Genomic DNA, 19,020 nt, shown 5'->3' on the forward strand with positions numbered 1-19,020 from the left:
GGGCTCCAGGGCCTATCCCGCCCCTGATCCGCCGGAGAGGCCCTACAGCCCCGAACGCGCCGCCGCCTCCCGTACGAGCCCCACGGCCTCGTCCAGCTCCCCCTCGCGGGAGCCGGCCGGGGCCGTTCGCAGTGCCTCGGCCAGGTCGCTCCCGGCCACCGCGAGCTGGTCGGCCACCGCGAAGACCCCGGCGTCCGGCATGGTCCGGGGCTCCCGGTCCGGTTCCTCGGCGCGCTGCGCGCGCACCGCGAGCTCGCGGGCGAGGGCGAGCCCCTCGGCCGCCGCGCCCCGCTGGAGGCGGCTCTGCGGGGCGGCGCGCAGCCGGTCGGCGAACCGCTCCACGGCGGCGGTCAGGTCACTCGTATCAAGCACCCCGCGACCCTACGCGCCGCCCGGGACCCCGTGCCAGCGGCACCCGGGAACGCGGAAGGGCCCGCCCGGCGCGAAGCCGGACGGGCCCTTCCCCCCGAGTCAGAGGCAGTGCGTCAGTCGTCGCCCTGGAGGATCGACAGCAGACGCAGCATCTCCAGGTAGATCCACACCAGGGTCATGGTGAGACCGAAGGCAGCCAGCCAGGCCTCCTCGCGCGGCGCGCCGTAGTTCACGCCGTCCTCGACCTGCTTGAAGTCGAGGGCGAGGAAGCAGGCGCCCAGGATGATGCCGATGACGCCGAACAGGATGCCGAGGCCGCCGCTGCGGAAGCCGAGGCCGTCACCGCCGGCGAAGACCGCGAACAGCAGGTTGGTCACCATGAGGAGCATGAAGCCCATCGCGGCGGCCATCACGAAGCCGTAGAAGCGCCGGTTGACCCGGATCCAGCCCATCTTGTAGGCGATGAGCACGCCGGCGAAGACCGCCATGGTGCCCAGGACCGCCTGGATGACGACGCCGTCGGCGATGTACGTCGAGACGGCGGCCGAGATCACTCCGAGGAAGACGCCCTCGAAGGCGGCGTAGCCCAGGATCAGCGCGGGCGACGGCTTGCGCTTGAAGGACTGCACGAGCGACAGGACGAGGGCGACCAGGGCGGCGCCGATGGCGATGCCGTAGGACTTGCCCAGGTTCGCCGAGTCGACCGGCAGCAGCAGCCAGGACAGGACGGCGGTGAGCACGACCGTGCCGAGCGTCATGGCCGTGCGGCTCACGACGTCGTCGATCGTCATCACGTTGCCGCGGGCCTGCTGCGGGGCGCCGAGCTGCGTGTCCTGCGGGGCGTACGGGTTGGTCGCGTACGGGTTCGTCGCGTCACCGGCGTACGGGGTGCCGGTGGCGTACGGGTTGGTTCCGACGGCGGGGCCCCCGGCCTGCGGCTGCTGCGCGTTGAAGCCCGCGTAGCCGTTGTCGCGGCTGAACCCCCGTCGCGAGAAGACCGGGTTGCTGCTCCTCATCTCACTCCTCCATGGCAGACCGCACGGCGCGGCCTTGCGTCAAGGGTAATGCGTAGGCAAAAGAAACTCCCTAGTGCTCGGGGAGGATCTTTCCCTCATCTTCCCGCTCTTCCTCTCCGGAGTCGCGGGGTGTACGCCCCCGCCGCCGGGACCCCCGTCCTCAGGGCCGCTCGGCGGGGGCGCCGACCCGCTCGCCGGCCTGTCCGTCGCCCCGCTCGTCGACCCGTTCGAGCAGGGAGATCCCGCTCCGGCGCTCGACGAGCCGGTAGCCGGGGACGTGCGGAGCGCCGGATTCCAGGGACTTCCCGGTCGCGCATTCCGGATCGGACGGATCGGCGTTGTCGTAGACCATCCAGCGGGGCCGTTCCTTCGGCTCGAAGGAACGCGGGAAGAGGCACACCTCGCTGACGGTGGTCCGGTACGCGAGCTGGGCCGCGAGGCGATTGGACGCGGCCACCGTCGTGCCGTCGGGGATCTTCCCGAGGATTTCGTCGGTCACGCGCACGTGCTCGGACGCGATCCACGTCCGCGGCAGCACGAGTTCGTGGAACGGCGAGGTGAAGAAGGTGACGCCGGTGGCCACCGCTCCGATCACCCCGGCGTGCAGGAGCCTGCGGGTGATCGTCCGCCCCGAGGCGACGGCGTGGACCGCCGCGGCGAAGGCGACCGGCATCAGGACCGCGCTGTAGTGGAAGTCCATTCCCCAGTAGTTGGGGAAATCCGAGGTGAAGCGCCAGCCGAGGGTGGGGAGCATCACGACCAGGAGGGGGGAACGGACCGCCAGGAATCCGGTGGGGGCCACGATCATGAGCAGCGTGAGCCATTTGACCGGCGGCCAGAAAGTCGCCGCGGCCTTCACCAGGAGGCTCTTCTCCTGCGGTTCGGCGGGCGGCCAGTAGGCGAATTCGCCGAGGGGATTGACGGACGGCAGGACGACGAACATCGCGAGGGCCGTCGCCACCGCGCCGAAGAGGGCCAGCAGGATCCCCGCGCGCCGGGGCCCCTTCCACGCGACGTACGCGCCGATCGCCGCCACCGTGAGCCCGAGGTCCTCCTTGACCAGGGCCAGGGGGATCGCCCAGAGGACGGCCGCGCGCCACTTCTCGCGGCCGGCGGCGCACACCGAGAACGCGAGGAGCGGCACCGCGAAGGCCACTTCGTGGAAGTCGAACTGGACGAGTTCCGCGATGCCCCAGGAGGCCCCGTAGGAGATTCCGATCCAGTAGGCGAATCTCGGACCCTTGACGTCGAGGGCCCACAGCGTGATCGGAATGACGGAGACCGCGATCAGGGCCGCCTGGCACACCAGGAGCGTATAGCTCGACGGGAACACCTTGTAGAGGGGTCCGAGAACCGCGAGGATCGGGTGGAAATGGTCCCCGAGCGCGTTGTATCCGGTCCCCTTGAGAGGGGCGTACGGAGCCGTGAACTCCGAATAGGACTTCGCTATCTGGGTGAAGATGCCCAGGTCGTATCCGGTCGTCAGATGTATCGCGTGACGCCGGGCGGACAGGGCCAGATAGACCAGGAAGAAAACACCGGAGAGAAGAAGGGCGGGCTTCTTCGAATACCGCTCCGCCGGTTTCGGCGCATTCCCCGCGGGTGCCGCTCCGCCCCCTTCCGGTGCGCGCCGCTGAGAGGGCACTGCCGAAAGGTTCAGGATATTCATGACGGCATGAGAACCTAACAGGAGGCGGAGGGGTCCCTCAGGGTAACAGGGGTGCTCGACGGCCTCCCGGGGCGCTGCGGGCGGCCGGGCGGACCTGCGGACGAGCGCGAAAACGGAGGGATCCGCTCCGTACGGGCGGGGCACCGGGGGCACGCTCCCGACCTCCCGCGAGGGCCCGGAGGGGCCGGTGGAGAACGGCCGCCCCCGCCGGTCGGCGGTGCTGTCGTCGGTGGTGCCCGGAACCGGACTCGAACCGGTACGGCCCGAAGGCCAGCGAGGTTTAAGCTCGCCGTGTCTGCATTCCACCATCCGGGCGTCGCGATGCTCCGCGTTGGCACATGAGCCTATCGGGGCGCTTCCCTCGTTCAGCCGAACATCGCCCCTGATGTTGTCTTATTTTATTGAGGTCTGAGGGTGCGTCAGTGCAGGTGGGGGCCTTTTCGCCGAACTGTGACAGGGGTCGCAGGCGCAAACCGGCACCCCCGGGAATGACGAAAAGTCGTCGGATTTGTGTCACCTCGGTCCGGGGCGCCCGGTCCGGCGCCTCTCAGGGGCCCGGTCATACCTCAGGAGGAGGAAGCAGGGCTCCGGTCCGACTCCAGACTGCCCCGGGAACGGGCACGTGGGCGGACGTCCGGAGGCGGAACGCTCGACACGATGGAGGGGTTCCCGAAACAGCCCCGCAGTGACAGGAGTCCTCCTCGTGCCCACCTCCCCCACCGTGTCCCGCGCCACCGCGGTGGCCGCCCGCGCCACGGATCTCACGAAGGTCTACGGACAGGGCGAGACCCAGGTGGTCGCGCTCGACCACGTCACCGTGGACTTCCGGCAGGGCGAGTTCACCGCCATCATGGGCCCCTCCGGCTCCGGCAAGTCGACGCTCATGCACTGCGTCGCCGGCCTGGACTCCTTCTCCTCCGGCTCGGTGCGGCTCGGCGACACCGAACTGTCCACCCTGAAGGACAAGCACCTCACCCAGCTCCGCCGGGACAAGATCGGCTTCATCTTCCAGGCCTTCAACCTGCTGCCGACGCTGACGGCCATGGAGAACATCACGCTGCCGATGGACATCGCGGGCCGCAAGGCCGACAAGCAGTGGGTCCAGCAGGTCATCGACATGCTCGGCCTCTCCGGCCGCCTCACCCACCGCCCCACCGAGCTCTCCGGCGGCCAGCAGCAGCGCGTGGCCGTGGCCCGCGCGCTCGCCTCCCGCCCCGAGATCATCTTCGGCGACGAGCCCACCGGAAACCTGGACTCCCGCTCGGGCGCCGAGGTCCTCGGCTTCCTGCGCAACTCGGTCCGGGAGCTGGGCCAGACCGTCGTCATGGTCACCCACGACCCCGTCGCCGCCTCCTACGCGGACCGCGTGATCTTCCTCGCGGACGGCCGGATCGTCGACGAGATGCTGAACCCGACGGCGGACGGCGTGCTCGACCGCATGAAGGCCTTCGACGCCAAGGGCCGTACGAGCTGACGCCGCGAGAAGCGGCCCCGTAGCGCGCCCCGCGCCCCCGACCTCCGTCCGTCCCACCCTCCGTTCAGGACACCCCATGTTCCGTACCGCCCTGCGCAACGTGCTCGCGCACAAGGCGAGACTGCTGATGACCGTCCTCGCCGTGATGCTCGGCGTGGCCTTCGTCTCCGGCACCCTCGTCTTCACCGACACCCTCTCCCAGGCCTTCCGCAACCAGTCGGCGAAGAGCTACGACGACGTCGCCGTCGCCGTCGAGATGCACCCGGACCCCGAACAGGCCCGGCAGGCCCCCGGTCTCTCCCAGAAGGACGTCGACAAGGTCGCCGGGCTCGACGGGGTCGCCTCCGTCGCCCCGCGCGTCGGCGGCTTCGCGGGCGTGCCCGACAAGAACGGCAAGCTGATCGGCGTCGGCTGGTCCAACAAGGGCACCAACTTCGCCCCCGGCAAGGACGGCAAGGACCGCGCGTACGCGTTCGCCACCGGCGACGGGCCGACCCGCGACAACGAGATCGCGCTCGACAGGGCCTCCGCCGACAAGGGCGGCTACAAGGTCGGCGACACCGTCCGCGTGGCCACCAACGGCCCGGTCAAGGAGTACGTCCTCTCCGGCGTCTTCACCACCGAGGACGGCGCCGTCAACGCCGGCGGCAGCCTGGTCCTCTTCGACGCCTCCGTGGCCCAGAAGCTGTACCTGAAGCCCGGGTTCTTCCAGGAGCTGACCGTCACGGCCGCCCCCGGCGCGCAGGCGGACAAGCTGCTCGACGAGGTCCTCAAGGTGGTCCCGAAGGCCGCCACCGCCCAGACCGGCCAGGCCCTCGCCGACCGGCAGGCCGAGGACATCGAGGCCGGGCTCGGCGCGCTCAACCAGGTGCTCCTGGGCTTCGCGGGCATCGCGCTCTTCGTCGGCGTCTTCCTGATCGCCAACACCTTCACGATGCTGGTCGCCCAGCGCACCAAGGAACTGGCCCTGATGCGCGCGGTCGGCGCCTCGCGCAAGCAGATCACCCGCTCCGTCCTCGCCGAAGCCGGTCTGGTCGGTCTGGTCGCCTCGGCCGTCGGCCTCGTCCTGGGCGTCGGCCTCGCGGTCGCGCTCCGGTCGGCCATGAACGCCTTCGACCTGAAGATCCCGGCCGGCGGCCTGGTCATCGGCGCCGCCCCCGTCGTCTCCGCGTTCGCCGTCGGCGTCCTGATCACCATGCTCGCCGCCTGGCTGCCCGGCCGCCGCGCCGCGAAGATCCCGCCGGTCGCCGCCATGAACAGCGTGCACGCCACCGCGAGCACCAAGTCGCTCGTCGTGCGGAACTCCGTCGGTGCCGCGTTCACCGCGCTCGGCGCCGTCCTGATCGTGCTCGGCGCGGGCAAGGGCGGGGACGACGGCCGCATGCTCATCGCGGGCGGCGCGTTCGTCACCCTCATCGGCGTGATCGTGCTGATCCCGATGCTGTCGCGGCCCGTGATCGCCCTGATCCGCCCGCTCTTCGTCGGCCTGTTCGGGATCTCCGGCAAGCTCGCCGGACTGAACGCGGTCCGCAACCCGCGCCGCACCGGCGCCACCGCCTCCGCGCTCGCCATCGGCCTGACCCTGGTCACCGGCCTGTCGGTGATCGGCGCGACCGTCGGCTCGGCCATCGACCGGATGACCGTCGACCAGATCAAGGCCGACTACATGGTCACCATGGCCAGCGGCGACAGCCTGAGCGAGGAGGCGCTCACCGCCCTCGCGAAGGCCCCCGGCGTCACGGCCGTCTCCCCGCAGCAGGCCGGCGCCCTGGACATCGAGGGGAAGTTCGTCTCCGCCTCCGGCGTCACGCCCGGCGACATCGAGAAGGTGCTCAACCTCCACGTCGTGAACGGCTCGCTGTCCGCCCTGAAGCAGGGACAGATCGCGGTGGCGGACAAGACCGCCGAGAAGCGCGGCCTGAAGGTCGGCGACACGGTCCCGGTCGAGTACACGGACAAGGTCAAGGGCAAGCTGACCGTCGGGGCGATCTACGAGGAGAGCGAGTTCGTCTCCCCCGTCCTGATCGACCACGAGGTGATCGAGGCCCACGACCCGCAGGCCTACACCCCGCAGATCTTCGTCGCGATGGACGGCGGCGCCTCCGACGCCAACGCCAAGGCGCTGTCGAAGGCCATGGGCGACAACCCCGGCATCACCGTGATGAACCACAAGGACATCCGCGACGCCTTCGGCGGCCCGATCAACATGCTCCTGAACATCGTCTACGGCCTGCTCGGCATGGCCCTGGTGATCGCCGTCCTCGGCGTCGTCAACACCCTCGCGATGTCCGTCTTCGAGCGCCAGCAGGAGATCGGCATGCTCCGCGCGATCGGTCTCGACCGGCGCCGGGTGAAGCGGATGGTCCGTCTGGAGGCCGTGGTCATCTCGGTGTTCGGCGCGATCGTCGGCATCGGCCTCGGCGCGTTCCTCGGCTGGGCGATCGGCGAGACCTTCAAGAGCAGCCTGCCGGGCTACGCCCTGGTGCTGCCCTGGGAGCGGATCGGCGTCTTCCTGCTCCTGGCCGGTCTGGTCGGCGTCCTCGCCTCGCTGTGGCCGGCCCGCAGCGCGGCCCGCCTGAACATGCTCGCCGCCATCAAGGCCGAGTAGCCGCCCGCACCACCGGCGAAGGGCCGGCCTCCCACCCGGGAGGCCGGCCCTTTCCCGTACGTACGCGCGCGTGCGCCCGTACGTACGTCAGTCCGTCCCCTCGGTCCACGCCCGTGTCCGCAGCGGCACCCCGCTCGTCCCCGACGCGGAGGGCTTCACCGCGAGGAACTGGTTCACGCCGATCCGGTTGCGTTCGAAGGAGACGGCGGAGGCGGCCATGTAGAGCCGCCAGACGCGGGCCCGGCCCGGGGAGACGAGCCGGACGGCCCGGTCCCAGCCGGCCTCCAGGTTGGCCACCCAGCGGCGCAGGGTCAGGGCGTAGTGCTCGCGGAGGGCCTCCACGTCCCGGACCTCGAACCCGGCGTCCTCCAGGGTCGTCAGGGTGCGGCCCATCGGGGCGAGTTCGCCGTCGGGGAAGACGTACGCGTCGATGAAGGGGTCGATCGCGTAGGCGGCCTCGTCGGGCTCGGGGCGCCGGGAGATCTGGTGGTTGAGGAGCCGCCCGCCGGGCCGGAGGAGCCCGTACAGGACGTCGGCGTACTCCCGGTACTGCACGGCGCCGACGTGCTCGGCCATGCCGATGGAGGAGATCGCGTCGTACGGGCCGTCGGTGACGTCCCGGTAGTCCTGGACGCGGATCTCGATCCGGTCCGCCAGGCCCTCCTCGGCGATCCGCTTGCGGGCGTGGGCGGCCTGTTCGCGGGAGAGGGTGATGCCGACGACCCGGGCGCCGTACTCGCGGGCGGCGTGCAGGGCCATGGAGCCCCAGCCGCAGCCCACGTCGAGGAGCCGGTCGCCCTCCTTCAGGGCCAGCTTGCGGGCGACGAGGTCGAGCTTGTCCCGCTGGGCCTCCTCCAGGGTGCCGCCGGGAGTCCAGTAGGCGCACGAGTAGACCATCGAGGGGCCGAGGACCAGCTCGTAGAAGTCGTTGCCCACGTCGTAGTGGTGGCCGATCGCCTGCCGGTCGCGGCGTCTGGTGTGCCGGCCGCCGCTGCGGCCGCGGACCTCCTCGGCCGGCGGAGCGGGCGGCGGCACGGGTCCGGCGAGCCGGAGCAGGGAGCGGGCGGCGGCGCGCCGCCGGGGGTCGCGGGCGGCGGCGAACAGGCCCGGGGAGTCGCCGTCACGCTCCCAGAGGAGTCCGGAGAGCCGGTCCAGGAGCTCGTACAGGTCCCCCTCGACGTCGAGCTCGCCGGCCACCCACGCGCGGACCGTGCCCAGTTCGCCGGGCTTCCAGATCATCCGGCGCAGGGCGCGGCGGTCGCGGAGGATCAGCACGGGGGCGTCGGCGGGACCGGCCTCGCTGCCGTCCCAGGCCCGCAGCCGGACCGGGAGCGGTCCTCCGAGGAGCTCTTCCGCGAGAGTCGTCAGCCGCGACGCGGCGTCGGCCATGGTGCCCACCTCCGTGATCGGTGCCCCAGAAATGTCCGTCACCAAGGGAACACCGCCGGTGGGCGTGCGCACTCCCCCCGCGGCGCAACGAGTCGGCAAAACACGCGAAGGGCCGTCCGCACCACGGATGGCGGACGGCCCTTGCGGGTTGCTGCTACGGACGGGGCCTCAGGAGGCCTTGGCCTTCTCCTGCACCGGGGCGGCCGGGGCGGGAGCGGGCTTGGCGGCCTCGTAGAACTCCTCGCGCGGCGACTCGATGGCGCCGAGCGAGACGACCTCGCGCTTGAGGAACATCGCCAGGGTCCAGTCGGCGAAGACGCGGATCTTGCGGTTCCAGGTCGGCATCGCCATGCCGTGGTAGCCGCGGTGCATGTACCAGGCGAGACGGCCCTTGAGCTTGATCTTCACCTTGCCCATGACGATCATGGCGACGCCCTTGTGCAGACCGAGTCCGGCCACCGCGCCCTTGTTGGCGTGGCTGTACTCCTTCTGCGGGAAGCCGCGCATGCCGGCCACCACGTTGTCGCCGAGGACCTTGGCCTGGCGCAGGGCGTGCTGGGCGTTCGGCGGGCACCAGGCGTTCGGGTTACCCGCGCGACGGCCGACCATGTCGGGGACCTGGGCGTTGTCGCCCGCGGCCCACGCGTAGTCGAGACCGTTGATCTGGAGCTTCTCGTTGCAGTCCACGTGGCCGCGGGGGCCGAGCGGCAGACCGAAGCGGGAGAGCGCCGGGTTCGGCTTGACGCCGGCGGTCCACACGATCGTGTTGGAGTCGACCTCCAGGCCGTTCTTCAGCACGACGTGGCCGTCGACGCAGGAGTCCATGGAGGTCTCGAGGTAGATCTCGATCCCGCGGCTCTCCAGGTGCTCCTTGCCGTACTGGCCGAGCTTGGGGCCGACCTCGGGAAGGATCTTGTCGGCCGCGTCGACCAGGACGAAGCGCATGTCCTCGCGCGACACGTTCTGGTAGTACTTCGCGGCGTCGCGGGCCAGGTCCTCGACCTCGCCGATGGTCTCCGCGCCGGCGAAGCCGCCGCCCACGAAGACGAAGGTCAGCGCCTTGCGGCGGACCTCCTCGTCGGTGGTCGAGTCGGCCTTGTCGAGCTGCTCGAGGACGTGGTTGCGCAGGCCGATGGCCTCCTCGATGCCCTTCATGCCGATGCCCTGCTCGGCGAGGCCGGGGATCGGGAAGGTGCGGGAGACCGCGCCCATCGCGATGACGAGGTAGTCGAAGGGCAGCTCGTACGCCTCGCCGACGAGCGGGGCGATCGTGGCGACCTTGCGGTCCTGGTCGATGGTGGTGACCCGGCCGGTGAGCACCTCGGCTCCGCGGACGACGCGTCGCAGCGGGACGACGACGTGGCGCGGGGAGATGCTGCCGGCGGCGGCTTCGGGGAGGAAGGGCTGGTAGGTCATGTACGACCGCGGGTCGACGACCGTGACGGTCGCCTCCGCGTAGCGCATCTTCTTGAGGATGCGCCGAGCTGCGTACAGGCCTACGTACCCGCCGCCTACTACGAGGATCCTGGGACGCTCCGTGGTGCTCATGCCATCGAGTATCCACCCCGCCCGGGGGGTGCGTTCGTGCGCCCCTTCACAAGGTTGGTGGACACCTCTGCTACACTCCGCCGCCCACGTGATCCACGTCATGTTCCTGCAAAGGAACCGGGGTGCAGTGGCGAACGTTGTTCACCCCCCGTGAACTGGACCGGAGAGCCTCCGTTAACCCTGAACCGGAGGCCCCGTTCACGCGATGGAAACACCGGGCGGATCGGCCTCCGCGCCTGCGAAAGGGCCCTGAGACACCCCTCGGAGGGCCCAACGACCCCCTTCGGACTCCCTCAGGGCCCTTTTCCTTGTGAAGAACTTCACGAACTTTCCCGGCGGAACCCCGTGGGAAGGCTCGATAGCGCACCTCTATGCGGCGGATAGAGCCTTCCCATCGAGGTCTACGCCACGGACAGGGCGATCCCGTCGAGGATGTCGTGCTCGCTGACGACCACCTCGCGGGCGCCGACGCGCTCGACGATCTCCCGCAGGACGAGCGCCCCGGCGACGATCACGTCGACCCGCCCGGGGTGGATCACGGGGATCGCGGCCCGCTCGTCGTGGGTGGAGGCGAGGAGCCGGTCGGTGACCTCGGCGACCTGCCCGGCGGAGATCCGGGAGTGGTGGACCTTCTCGGAGTCGTACTCCGGGAGGCCGAGGGCGATGGCGGCGACGGTGGTCACGGAGCCGGCGAGTCCGACGAGGACGTCGGCCGTGTCGATCGGCACGGCCTCGGCGGCCAGGTCGAGCGCGGCCCGGACGTCGGCGCGGATCGCCTCGGCCTCCTCGGCGGTCGGCGGGTCGTGGCGGACGTGCCGCTCGGTGAGCCGGACGCAGCCGATGTCGACCGAGCGGGCGGCCTGCACGTGGTCGGTGCCGGTGACGAACTCGGTGGAGCCGCCGCCGATGTCCACGACGAGGTACGTCTCGGTGCCGGGCAGCTCGCCGGTGGCGCCGACGAAGGAGAACGCGGCCTCCTGGTCGCCGGTGATGACCTCGGGCTCGACGCCGAGGATCTCCACGACCCCGTTCACGAACTCGTCGCGGTTCTCGGCGTCGCGGGAGGCGGAGGTGGCGACGAAGCGGATCCGCTCGGCGCCCAGCTCCTCGATCACGGCGGCGTACTCGCGGCAGGCGGCGAAGGTGCGCTCCAGTGCCTCCGGGGCGAGCCGGCCGGTCCGGTCGACGCCCTGGCCGAGCCGGACGATCGTCATCCGCCGGTCCAGCTCGACCAGCTCGCCCGTCTCCGGGTGCACGTCGGCGACGAGCAGGCGGATGGAGTTCGTGCCGCAGTCGATTCCGGCGACCCTGGTCATTCGGCGGTCTCCTTCTCCTCGTCGCCGCACGGCGTGACGCACGGGCCCTTCGCCCACCACTCCGGCAGCATCGCGAGCGCCTCGTCGCCGAACGGGTTCACGCCCGGGCCCGCGACCAGCGAGTGGCCGACGAGGACGTGCAGGCACTTGACCCGGTCCGGCATGCCGCCGGCGCTCGGGAAGCCCTCCAGGACCTCGATGGCGTCGCGGCGGGCGAGGTAGTCCTCGTGCGCGGCCCGGTAGGCGTCGGCGAGCTCCGGGTCGGTGGCGAGCCGGGCCTGCATCTCCTTCATGACCCCGTTGGCCTCCAGGGTGCCGATGGCCGAGGCCGCCCGGGGGCAGGTCAGGTAGTACGTGGTGGGGAAGGGGGTGCCGTCGGGGAGCCGGGGCGCGGTCTCGACGACGTCCGGCTGCCCGCAGGGGCAGCGGTGCGCGATGGCGCGCAGGCCGCGGGGCGGCCGGCCGAGCTGGAGCTCGAAGGCGGCGACGTCCGCCTCGGTGGGCTCGGTGCGTTCGGTCTTCGGAGGGGGCGTTTGCATGTCTGCCTTGGGTGCCTAGGTCGTCGGTCGTACGGGAGGTCAGCGGCGGTCGGCGTTGTCCACGCCGTCCCAGAGGTTGTCGTACCAGGGGCGGTCCGCCGCTCCCTGGTCGGCGCGGGGCCGCTGCTCCGCGCCGGGGTCGTTCACGGTGAAGCCGGTCTCGCCGGGGAGCACGTAGTGCAGGTGCTCGCGGGCGAGGCGGCGGACGTAGGCCGGGTCCTGGAGGCGGGCCTTCTCGTCCCTCAGCTCCTGCACCCGCCGGGCCGCCTCGGCGGCCCTGCGCTCCTGCTCGGCGATCTCGCCCTGCTGGGAGACGTAGCTCCGCATGGGATAGGCGAGGGCCACCACCAGGGAGCAGACGACGAGCGCGAGGAAGGCCGCGCGGCCGGTGAGCCGGGAGCGGCGGGCCTGACGGCGGGTCTGGGAGCGGTAGACACGGGCGGCGGTCTGCTCGCCGAGCAGCCTGAGCCGGGTCGCGGTCGAGAACCGGTCCCGGTCCTTCACGGCCATGTCGTGTCGCCTCCCCTGTTCACGCGGACGTCCCCGCACACGGTACGGGACCGAGTACGGGGACGTACGGATGAGAGCGGGTGTCAGCCCTTGCCGTGCCGATCAGTTCGCGGTGCGAAACCGCGGGAAGGCGCTGCGGCCGGCGTACACCGCGGCGTCGTCGAGGATCTCCTCGATGCGCAGCAGCTGGTTGTACTTGGCGACGCGCTCGGAGCGGGCCGGGGCGCCGGTCTTGATCTGGCCGCAGTTGGTGGCGACGGCCAGGTCGGCGATGGTGACGTCCTCGGTCTCGCCGGAGCGGTGGGACATCATGCACTTGAAGCCGCTGCGCTGGGCCAGCTCGACCGCGTCGAGGGTCTCGGTCAGCGAGCCGATCTGGTTGACCTTGACCAGCAGGGCGTTCGCGGACTTCTCCTCGATGCCCCGGGCCAGGCGCTCCGGGTTGGTGACGAACAGGTCGTCGCCGACGAGCTGGACCTTCTCGCCGAGCTTCTCGGTGATGACGTTCCAGCCGGCCCAGTCGTCCTCGAACAGCGGGTCCTCGATGGAGACCAGCGGGTACGCGGAGACGAGCTCCTCGTAGTACTCGGTCATCTCGGCGGCCGAGCGGGACTTGCCCTCGAACTCGTACGAGCCGTCCTTGTAGAACTCGGAGGCGGCGACGTCGAGCGCGAGCGCGATGTCCTTGCCGGGCACGTAGCCGGCCTGCTTGATCGCCTCCAGGATGAGGTCGAGCGCCTCGCGGTTGGAGCCGAGGTTCGGGGCGAAGCCGCCCTCGTCGCCGAGGCCGGTGGAGAGGCCCTTGGACTTCAGGACGGACTTGAGGGTGTGGTAGACCTCGGTGCCCCAGCGGAGGGCCTCGGAGAAGGACTCCGCGCCGATCGGGGCGATCATGAACTCCTGGATGTCCACGTTGGAGTCGGCGTGCGACCCGCCGTTGAGGATGTTCATCATCGGAACGGGCAGCAGGTGCGCGTTCGGGCCGCCCAGGTAGCGGAAGAGCGGGAGGTCGCTGGCCTCGGAGGCGGCGTGCGCGACGGCGAGGGAGACGCCGAGGATGGCGTTGGCGCCGAGCGAGGACTTGTCCGGGGTGGCGTCCAGGTCGAACATGGCCTGGTCGATCAGGCGCTGCTCGGTGGCGTCGTAGCCGACGAGCTCCGGGCCGATCTGCTCGATGACGGCGAGGACGGCCTTCTCGACACCCTTGCCCTGGTAACGGTTGGGGTCACCGTCGCGGAGCTCCAGGGCCTCGAACGCACCGGTGGAGGCGCCGGACGGAACGGCAGCACGGCCGGTGCTGCCGTCGTCGAGGCCGACCTCGACCTCGACCGTGGGGTTGCCTCGGGAGTCCAGGATTTCCCGGGCTACGACGACGTCGATGGACGGCACGAGCATCTCCTTCTGGGATGTGACGCTGGATGTGACGCAAGGTCGATGCGGGGTCGCTTGGCCTTGCGACAAGAGCCTAACCGCCCCGGAGGCTCCGACCGGCCGGGCGCCCGCCCCCTGGGACGAAAAAGGACCCAAGGGCACGCACAGCGGGGCGAAAGGCCCCAGATCTACTGGACGGTAACCATCAGGTGGGCCCCGGGAGGCCGGTGAAAGACGGAACCCCGGTCCGGCGCGCACGGGGGACGGGCGCGCCGGACCGGGGTGGGTCACCGCGGGAGGGTCGTGGGGGACGCGTGAGCCGCCGGACTCACGCGACCCGCCGGGCTCACTTCAGGTGGAGCTGCTGGCCCGGGTAGATCAGGTCGGCGTCGTCGACGATGTCCTTGTTGAGCTCGAAGATCTCGGCCCAGCCGCCCTCGACGCCCTGCGCCTCGGCGATCTTGCTGAGGGTGTCGCCGGTCACGACCTTGTACTCGCCGTCGCCCTTCTCGACCGTCTCGCCGGTCGGGGTGGTGACGGTCTTCCCGGCCTCGGCCCCCGGAGCGGACTGGCGCTCCTGCTTCGGGGCCTGGCGCTGCTCGCTGCGGGTGGTCGGCTGCTCGGCCGTGCGCTGCTTCTTCTGCTTCTTCTTCGGCTTCGGCTGCTCCTGCGCGCTCTCGGCGGAGCCGCCGTCGTAGGAGGCGCCGGAGAGGCCCACGCCGCAGCTCGGCCAGGCACCCTTGCCCTGGCCCGCGAGGACCTTCTCGGCGACGGCGATCTGCTGGGACTTCGACGCCTGGTCGGCGGTCGAGGCGTAGGCGGTGCCGCCGTACGCGGCCCAGGTGGAGGCCGAGAACTGGAGGCCGCCGTAGTAGCCGTTGCCGGTGTTGATGGACCAGTTGCCGCCGGACTCGCACTGGGCGACGCGGTCCCACTCGGAGGAGGTGGCGGCCGAGGCGGCGCCCGCGGTCATCAGCGGGGCGGCGACGGCGACACCGGTGACGCCGACGAGCGCGGCGATCTGGGTGGCCTTGGAGGGACGGCGGTGTTTGCCCTTGGTGGAAAACAGCATGGGGATTCTCCTCACCGACGCCTGCGAGGTGAGCTGTCGGGTTCGGGCCGAAGAGTTGCCCGGCCGCGTGTCCTAGCACGCGACTTCACCCCAAGCCGGTCGTCGGCCGTCTCTCGACGGCCGGGGCCGGCACTTACCTTGGGTCCCCCGCTCCTGCCTTCGGCGCTTGCGCGACGACTGTTCCCATCGACCGACGGCAGGATTCGGCGTTTCGGTCGACGGGGCCCGCGGTGGCGAGCGGTGATGACCGTAGACACAGAACCCCCCGAAGTTCAAAGAGGCTCATACGACGAATTTCGCCTCTTCTTGCCCTTCGGAGGGGACTGTTTGCGCAGGTAGGAGGTGACGGAAGCGGAGTTTGCGGGCGCGACACGCCAGTTGGGACAAAGAGACCCATGTCTCACTCGTCCAGAACCGGACATACGCCCGCGAACTACCCCTCCACCGAGGTCGGACCCGCCGTCAGATCGAGGTTCTGACCAGGGAGGATGAGGTCCGGATCGATGCCCACGGTCCGCTTGTTGGCGTCGTAGAGGGCGGTCCAGCCTCCGGGCAGTTCGTTCGCCTGGGCGATACCCGAAAGGCTGTCACCCGGACGCACGACGTATTCACCCGAAGAGCCCTGACTGTCCGTTGTGTCCGCATTCTTCGCTTCGTCAGCGACGGGGAGCGATTCGGACCCTTCGGAAGACTTGTCCTTGTCCGAGGCATGTCTACCGGCTTCGGCGAAGCTGTCCGGCTTGTCGGTTTCCTCCGGGGCGGCCTCGCCCCGGTGCTTGCCCGTACCGGGCGTGGCCGACGCTCCCCCGTCTCCCGGAACACCGGGCGTCACGGGCGTGCCGGGCGTCACGGACTCCTCGGGGGCGACGGGAGCCGTCGGGTCCACCGGGAGCGTCGGGTCGGCCGGGAGCGTCGGATCCGCCGGATCCGTCGACCCGGTCGACCCGGACGGCGCGGACGGCGTGGCGGGGGCGGTCGGCGCGGTCGGGCCCGCCGGGACGGCGGGAGCCGTCGGCGCGGCCGGCGCCGTGGACGTGGCGGGGGCGGACGGCGTGGCGGGGGACTCCGGCGTCGCGGTGGACGGCGCGGTCCCGGAGACGTCCGGCGAGCCCGAGTTCCAGTTCGACTCGGGGACGGGCGCCACGGAGGGCGCCGGAGCGGTGGCCGGGCCCGGGTCGACCCCGGTGGGCTTCCCGTCGTTCGCCAGGCCGGCGATCGGCGCGCAGGTCGCCCAGGCGTCGCTGCCCTTGGCGAGGGCCTTCTCGGCCACGGCGATCTGCTGGGCGCGGCTGGCCAGGTCGGCGCTGGGCGCGTACGCCAGGCCGCCGTGGCGCTCCCAGTCGCCCTGGGTGAACTGGAGGCCGCCGTACATCCCGTTCCCGAAGTTGGCGGTCCACTGGCCGCCGGACTCGCACTCGGCGACGCGGTCCCACGTGGCGGCGTCGGCGGCGGACGCGGATCCGGTGGCGAGCAGGGGCAGCGCCATGGCGGATCCGGTCACGCCCGCGGCGACGACGAGGGCGGGGGCCTGACGGGGGCGACGGTGTCGTCCGTTCCCGGAACGCATAGGTACGCCTTTCGCGTGACGGCTGAGACTGCGGCGAAACGTAGCGGCATTCGAACGCTCGTCACAAGTCGATGGCCACCCGATCACATGAAGATCACATTTCTGACGGTCCGTCAGTGTGCGAGAGGGGTACGGACGGGGAGAACTCCACCGGAAGCGTGCGCAAACCGCGCATGATGAGCCCTCCGCGCCACCGCAGTTCGGCCGGATCGGCGGCGAGCCGCAGGTCCGGCAGACGGGTCAGCAGGGTGGCGAGCGCGACCTGTCCTTCGAGGCGGGCGAGGGGCGCGCCGAGGCAGTAGTGGATGCCGTGGCCGTACCCGAGGTGCTGGTTGTCGCGCCGGGCGAGGTCGAGCACGTCGGGCCCGTCGAACCGCTCCGGATCCCGGTCGGCGGCGGCGAGCACCACGAGCACCGGGTCGCCCGCCGGGATCTCCTGCCCGCCGATGGTCAGCGCCCGCGTGGCGTACCGCCAGGTGGCCATCTCCACGGGCCCGTCGTACCGCAGCAGCTCCTCGATCCCGGTCTCCAGGAGCGCGGTCTCGCCGGCGGCGAGGGAGGCCTGGAGGAGTCCCCTCTGTCCGGGATTGCGGAGCAGGGCGTACAGGCCGTTCCCGATCAGGTTGACCGTGGTCTCGAAGCCCGCGAAGAGAAGAATGAAGGCCATGGCGGCGACCTCGTTCTCGGTGAGGTGCTCGCCGTGGTCGGAGGCCTTGATGAGCCCCGAGATCAGGTCGTCGCCCGGCGCCTCGCGCTTGCGGTGGATCAGCTCGGCGAGGTAGCCGCGCATCTTCTTCACCGACCGCGCGACCCCGCCGCGCGGGCCCCCGCCGTGCCGGATCATCATCCCGGCCCAGTCGCGGAAGTCGTCCTGGTCCTCCTCGGGCACGCCGAGCAGGTCGCAGATGGCGTAGATGGGGAGCGGAAAGGCGAACTCGTGGATGAGGTCGGCGCTCCCCCTCGCCACGAAGCCGTCGATGAGGCGGTCGGTCAACTCCTGGACGCGCGGGGCGAACTCGGCGACCCGGCGCGGGGTGAAGGCCTTCGACACGAGCCGCCGCAGCCGGGTGTGGTCGGGCGGGTCGATGTTGAGCAGGTGGGTCATCAGCTCGGCCTTGCGCTCACCCGGAATGCCCGTCTTGCCCTTGGCGTGCGGGGACTCGTCGTGGTGCGCCGGGTTCTTGGACAGCCGCTGGTCCGCGAGGGCCTGCCGGGCGTCCGCGTACCGCGTCACGAGCCAGGCCTCGACCCCGCTGGGCAGCGTCGTCCGGTGCACGGGCGCGTGCTCCCGCAGCCAGGCGTAGGCGGGGTACGGATCGGTGGCGAACTCCCAGGTGAAGAGCTCGGGCGCGGAGCCCCTGCCGGGGGCGGGGGCCGCGTCGGGGGCCGGGGCCGCCCCGGAGGCCGGGCAGGAGGTCGGTGCGGGGTGCGGCTCGGGGTCCGGGGCGGTGCTGTCACTCACCCCCCGACCGTACAGCGCGCCCCCGTGCGCCCCGGCGGCCCGTACGGGACGGCCCGCGCGCCCCGGCCGGGACGGCCCTCCCCTTGTACGGCGCTACGGCCTCGCGGTCCCTCCCCCTCGTACGGCGCTACGGCCTCACAGCCCCTCCGCCGCCCGGATCGCGTCCCGGTACGTCCGGGCCGCGGCCCGCAGCGCCGTCTCCGGGTCGACGCCCGCCGCCTCCGCGCGGGCCGCGAGGGCGAGCAGCTCGTAGCCGACGCCCCCGTCCGCCGGGACGGGCACGTCGAGGCCGGCCGCGCGCACCCGGCCCGCCAGCTTCGCGGCGAGCGCGAGGCCGGGCTGTCCGAGCGGCACGCCGTCGGTGACGGACTCCCGCCGCTTCTCGACCGCCTTGGTCCGCTGCCAGTGCGCGTGGACGTCCTCGGGGGTCTCGGCGGTCGCGTCCCCGAAGACGTGCGGGTGGCGGTGGATCAGCTTCTCGACCAGGGTCCCGGCCACGTCGTCCACGGAGAACGGCTCCTCAGGGTCCTCCTCGGCGATCCGGGCGTGGAAGACGACCTGGAGCAGGACGTCGCCCAGCTCCTCCCGGAGCGCGGTCCGGTCCTCGTCCTCGATCGCCTCGACCAGCTCGTACGCCTCCTCGATGGCGTACTTCACGAGCCCCTCGTGTGTCTGCGCCGAGGTCCAGGGGCACTCGCGCCGGACCCGGTCCATGACCTGGACGAGGTCGAGGAGGCGGGCGCCGGGCAGGTCGTACGAGCCCGGCAGCAGTTCGAGCTCCGGCATGGCGACCCGGCCGGAGCCGGCGAGCCGGGCGAGGCCGTCGGTGAGGCGCCGGTCGCCCTCGCCGGAGGCGAGGAGCAGGACCGTGCGGCCCCCGGCGCAGGCCCCGACCAGCTCCTCGGCGGTGGGCAGGGCGTGCTCGACGGCGACGCCCGCCTCCCGCAGGTACGGCAGCTGGGGGTGGTGCTCGTCGGGGCAGAGCACCCGGTCCGCGGAGCGCAGCGCCTGCCACGCGGGCCAGGACAGGAGTCCGGGGGCCACGCGGTGGCTGGCGGTGAGCAGGACGACGCGGCCGGGGCTTTCGGAAGTCACCCCCCGAACCTA

The 19,020-nt window shown here is 71.4% G+C and carries 15 protein-coding genes, 1 tRNA gene and 1 riboswitch; of the genes, 2 read left to right on the forward strand and 14 right to left on the reverse strand.

Annotated features, from left to right (window positions below):
- Positions 1–42: 42 nt before the first annotated feature.
- From AB0398_RS20545 to AB0398_RS20560, 4 genes are all read right to left on the reverse strand, one after another.
- Positions 43–372: a hypothetical protein gene (locus tag AB0398_RS20545; protein ID WP_366377002.1), complete on the reverse strand. Its 330-nt coding sequence runs from the start codon at positions 370–372 to the stop codon at positions 43–45.
- Positions 373–485: 113 nt separating this feature from the next.
- Positions 486–1,388, reverse strand: coding sequence for a Bax inhibitor-1/YccA family protein (locus tag AB0398_RS20550; protein ID WP_366377004.1), 903 nt, complete (start codon positions 1,386–1,388; stop codon positions 486–488).
- Positions 1,389–1,548: 160 nt separating this feature from the next.
- Entirely contained in the window at positions 1,549–3,057 is a 1,509-nt protein-coding gene (locus tag AB0398_RS20555; protein WP_366377006.1) for a DUF2079 domain-containing protein, read from the reverse strand.
- A gap of 230 nt (positions 3,058–3,287) precedes the next feature.
- Positions 3,288–3,372, reverse strand: a tRNA-Leu gene (locus AB0398_RS20560).
- 388 nt (positions 3,373–3,760) lie between these two features.
- Between AB0398_RS20560 and AB0398_RS20565 the strand changes: the two genes are divergently transcribed.
- Together AB0398_RS20565 and AB0398_RS20570 are read left to right on the forward strand one after the other, a co-directional pair.
- Entirely contained in the window at positions 3,761–4,531 is a 771-nt protein-coding gene (locus AB0398_RS20565; RefSeq protein WP_366377008.1) for an ABC transporter ATP-binding protein, read from the forward strand.
- 76 nt (positions 4,532–4,607) lie between these two features.
- Positions 4,608–7,139 (forward strand): FtsX-like permease family protein, encoded by a 2,532-nt coding sequence (locus AB0398_RS20570; RefSeq protein WP_366377010.1) that lies wholly within the window; start codon positions 4,608–4,610, stop codon positions 7,137–7,139.
- 87 nt (positions 7,140–7,226) lie between these two features.
- Here AB0398_RS20570 and AB0398_RS20575 read toward each other — a convergent pair whose 3' ends face one another.
- The 10 genes from AB0398_RS20575 to AB0398_RS20620 form a co-directional block, all read right to left on the reverse strand.
- Positions 7,227–8,528, reverse strand: coding sequence for a cyclopropane-fatty-acyl-phospholipid synthase family protein (locus tag AB0398_RS20575; protein ID WP_366377012.1), 1,302 nt, complete (start codon positions 8,526–8,528; stop codon positions 7,227–7,229).
- Positions 8,529–8,696: 168 nt separating this feature from the next.
- Positions 8,697–10,076: an NAD(P)/FAD-dependent oxidoreductase gene (locus tag AB0398_RS20580; protein WP_125664989.1), complete on the reverse strand. Its 1,380-nt coding sequence runs from the start codon at positions 10,074–10,076 to the stop codon at positions 8,697–8,699.
- Between the two features lie 401 nt (positions 10,077–10,477).
- Positions 10,478–11,392, reverse strand: coding sequence for a Ppx/GppA phosphatase family protein (locus AB0398_RS20585; RefSeq protein ID WP_366377014.1), 915 nt, complete (start codon positions 11,390–11,392; stop codon positions 10,478–10,480).
- Positions 11,389–11,931, reverse strand: coding sequence for a DUF501 domain-containing protein (locus AB0398_RS20590; RefSeq protein ID WP_366377016.1), 543 nt, complete (start codon positions 11,929–11,931; stop codon positions 11,389–11,391). Before AB0398_RS20590 ends, AB0398_RS20585 begins: the two co-directional genes overlap by 4 nt.
- Positions 11,932–11,970: 39 nt before the next feature.
- Positions 11,971–12,441: a septum formation initiator family protein gene (locus AB0398_RS20595; protein ID WP_030215997.1), complete on the reverse strand. Its 471-nt coding sequence runs from the start codon at positions 12,439–12,441 to the stop codon at positions 11,971–11,973.
- A gap of 102 nt (positions 12,442–12,543) precedes the next feature.
- Positions 12,544–13,836, reverse strand: a complete 1,293-nt coding sequence (gene eno / locus AB0398_RS20600; RefSeq protein ID WP_366377018.1) for a phosphopyruvate hydratase — start codon at positions 13,834–13,836, stop codon at positions 12,544–12,546.
- A 322-nt stretch (positions 13,837–14,158) separates the two neighbouring features.
- Positions 14,159–14,884, reverse strand: coding sequence for a transglycosylase family protein (locus AB0398_RS20605; protein ID WP_366377020.1), 726 nt, complete (start codon positions 14,882–14,884; stop codon positions 14,159–14,161).
- Positions 14,885–14,887: 3 nt separating this feature from the next.
- Positions 14,888–15,059: riboswitch (cyclic di-AMP (ydaO/yuaA leader) on the reverse strand.
- Between the two features lie 258 nt (positions 15,060–15,317).
- On the reverse strand, positions 15,318–16,451 hold the full coding sequence (locus AB0398_RS20610) for a transglycosylase family protein (RefSeq protein ID WP_366377022.1): 1,134 nt from the start codon (positions 16,449–16,451) through the stop codon (positions 15,318–15,320).
- Between the two features lie 94 nt (positions 16,452–16,545).
- On the reverse strand, positions 16,546–17,913 hold the full coding sequence (locus tag AB0398_RS20615) for a cytochrome P450 (protein WP_366377023.1): 1,368 nt from the start codon (positions 17,911–17,913) through the stop codon (positions 16,546–16,548).
- A gap of 135 nt (positions 17,914–18,048) precedes the next feature.
- Entirely contained in the window at positions 18,049–19,008 is a 960-nt protein-coding gene (locus AB0398_RS20620; RefSeq protein ID WP_366377025.1) for a nucleoside triphosphate pyrophosphohydrolase, read from the reverse strand.
- Positions 19,009–19,020: the final 12 nt, after the last annotated feature.

It is taken from the genome of Streptomyces sp. NPDC086147 (assembly GCF_040702165.1).
Taxonomy (GTDB): Bacteria; Actinomycetota; Actinomycetes; order Streptomycetales; family Streptomycetaceae; genus Streptomyces.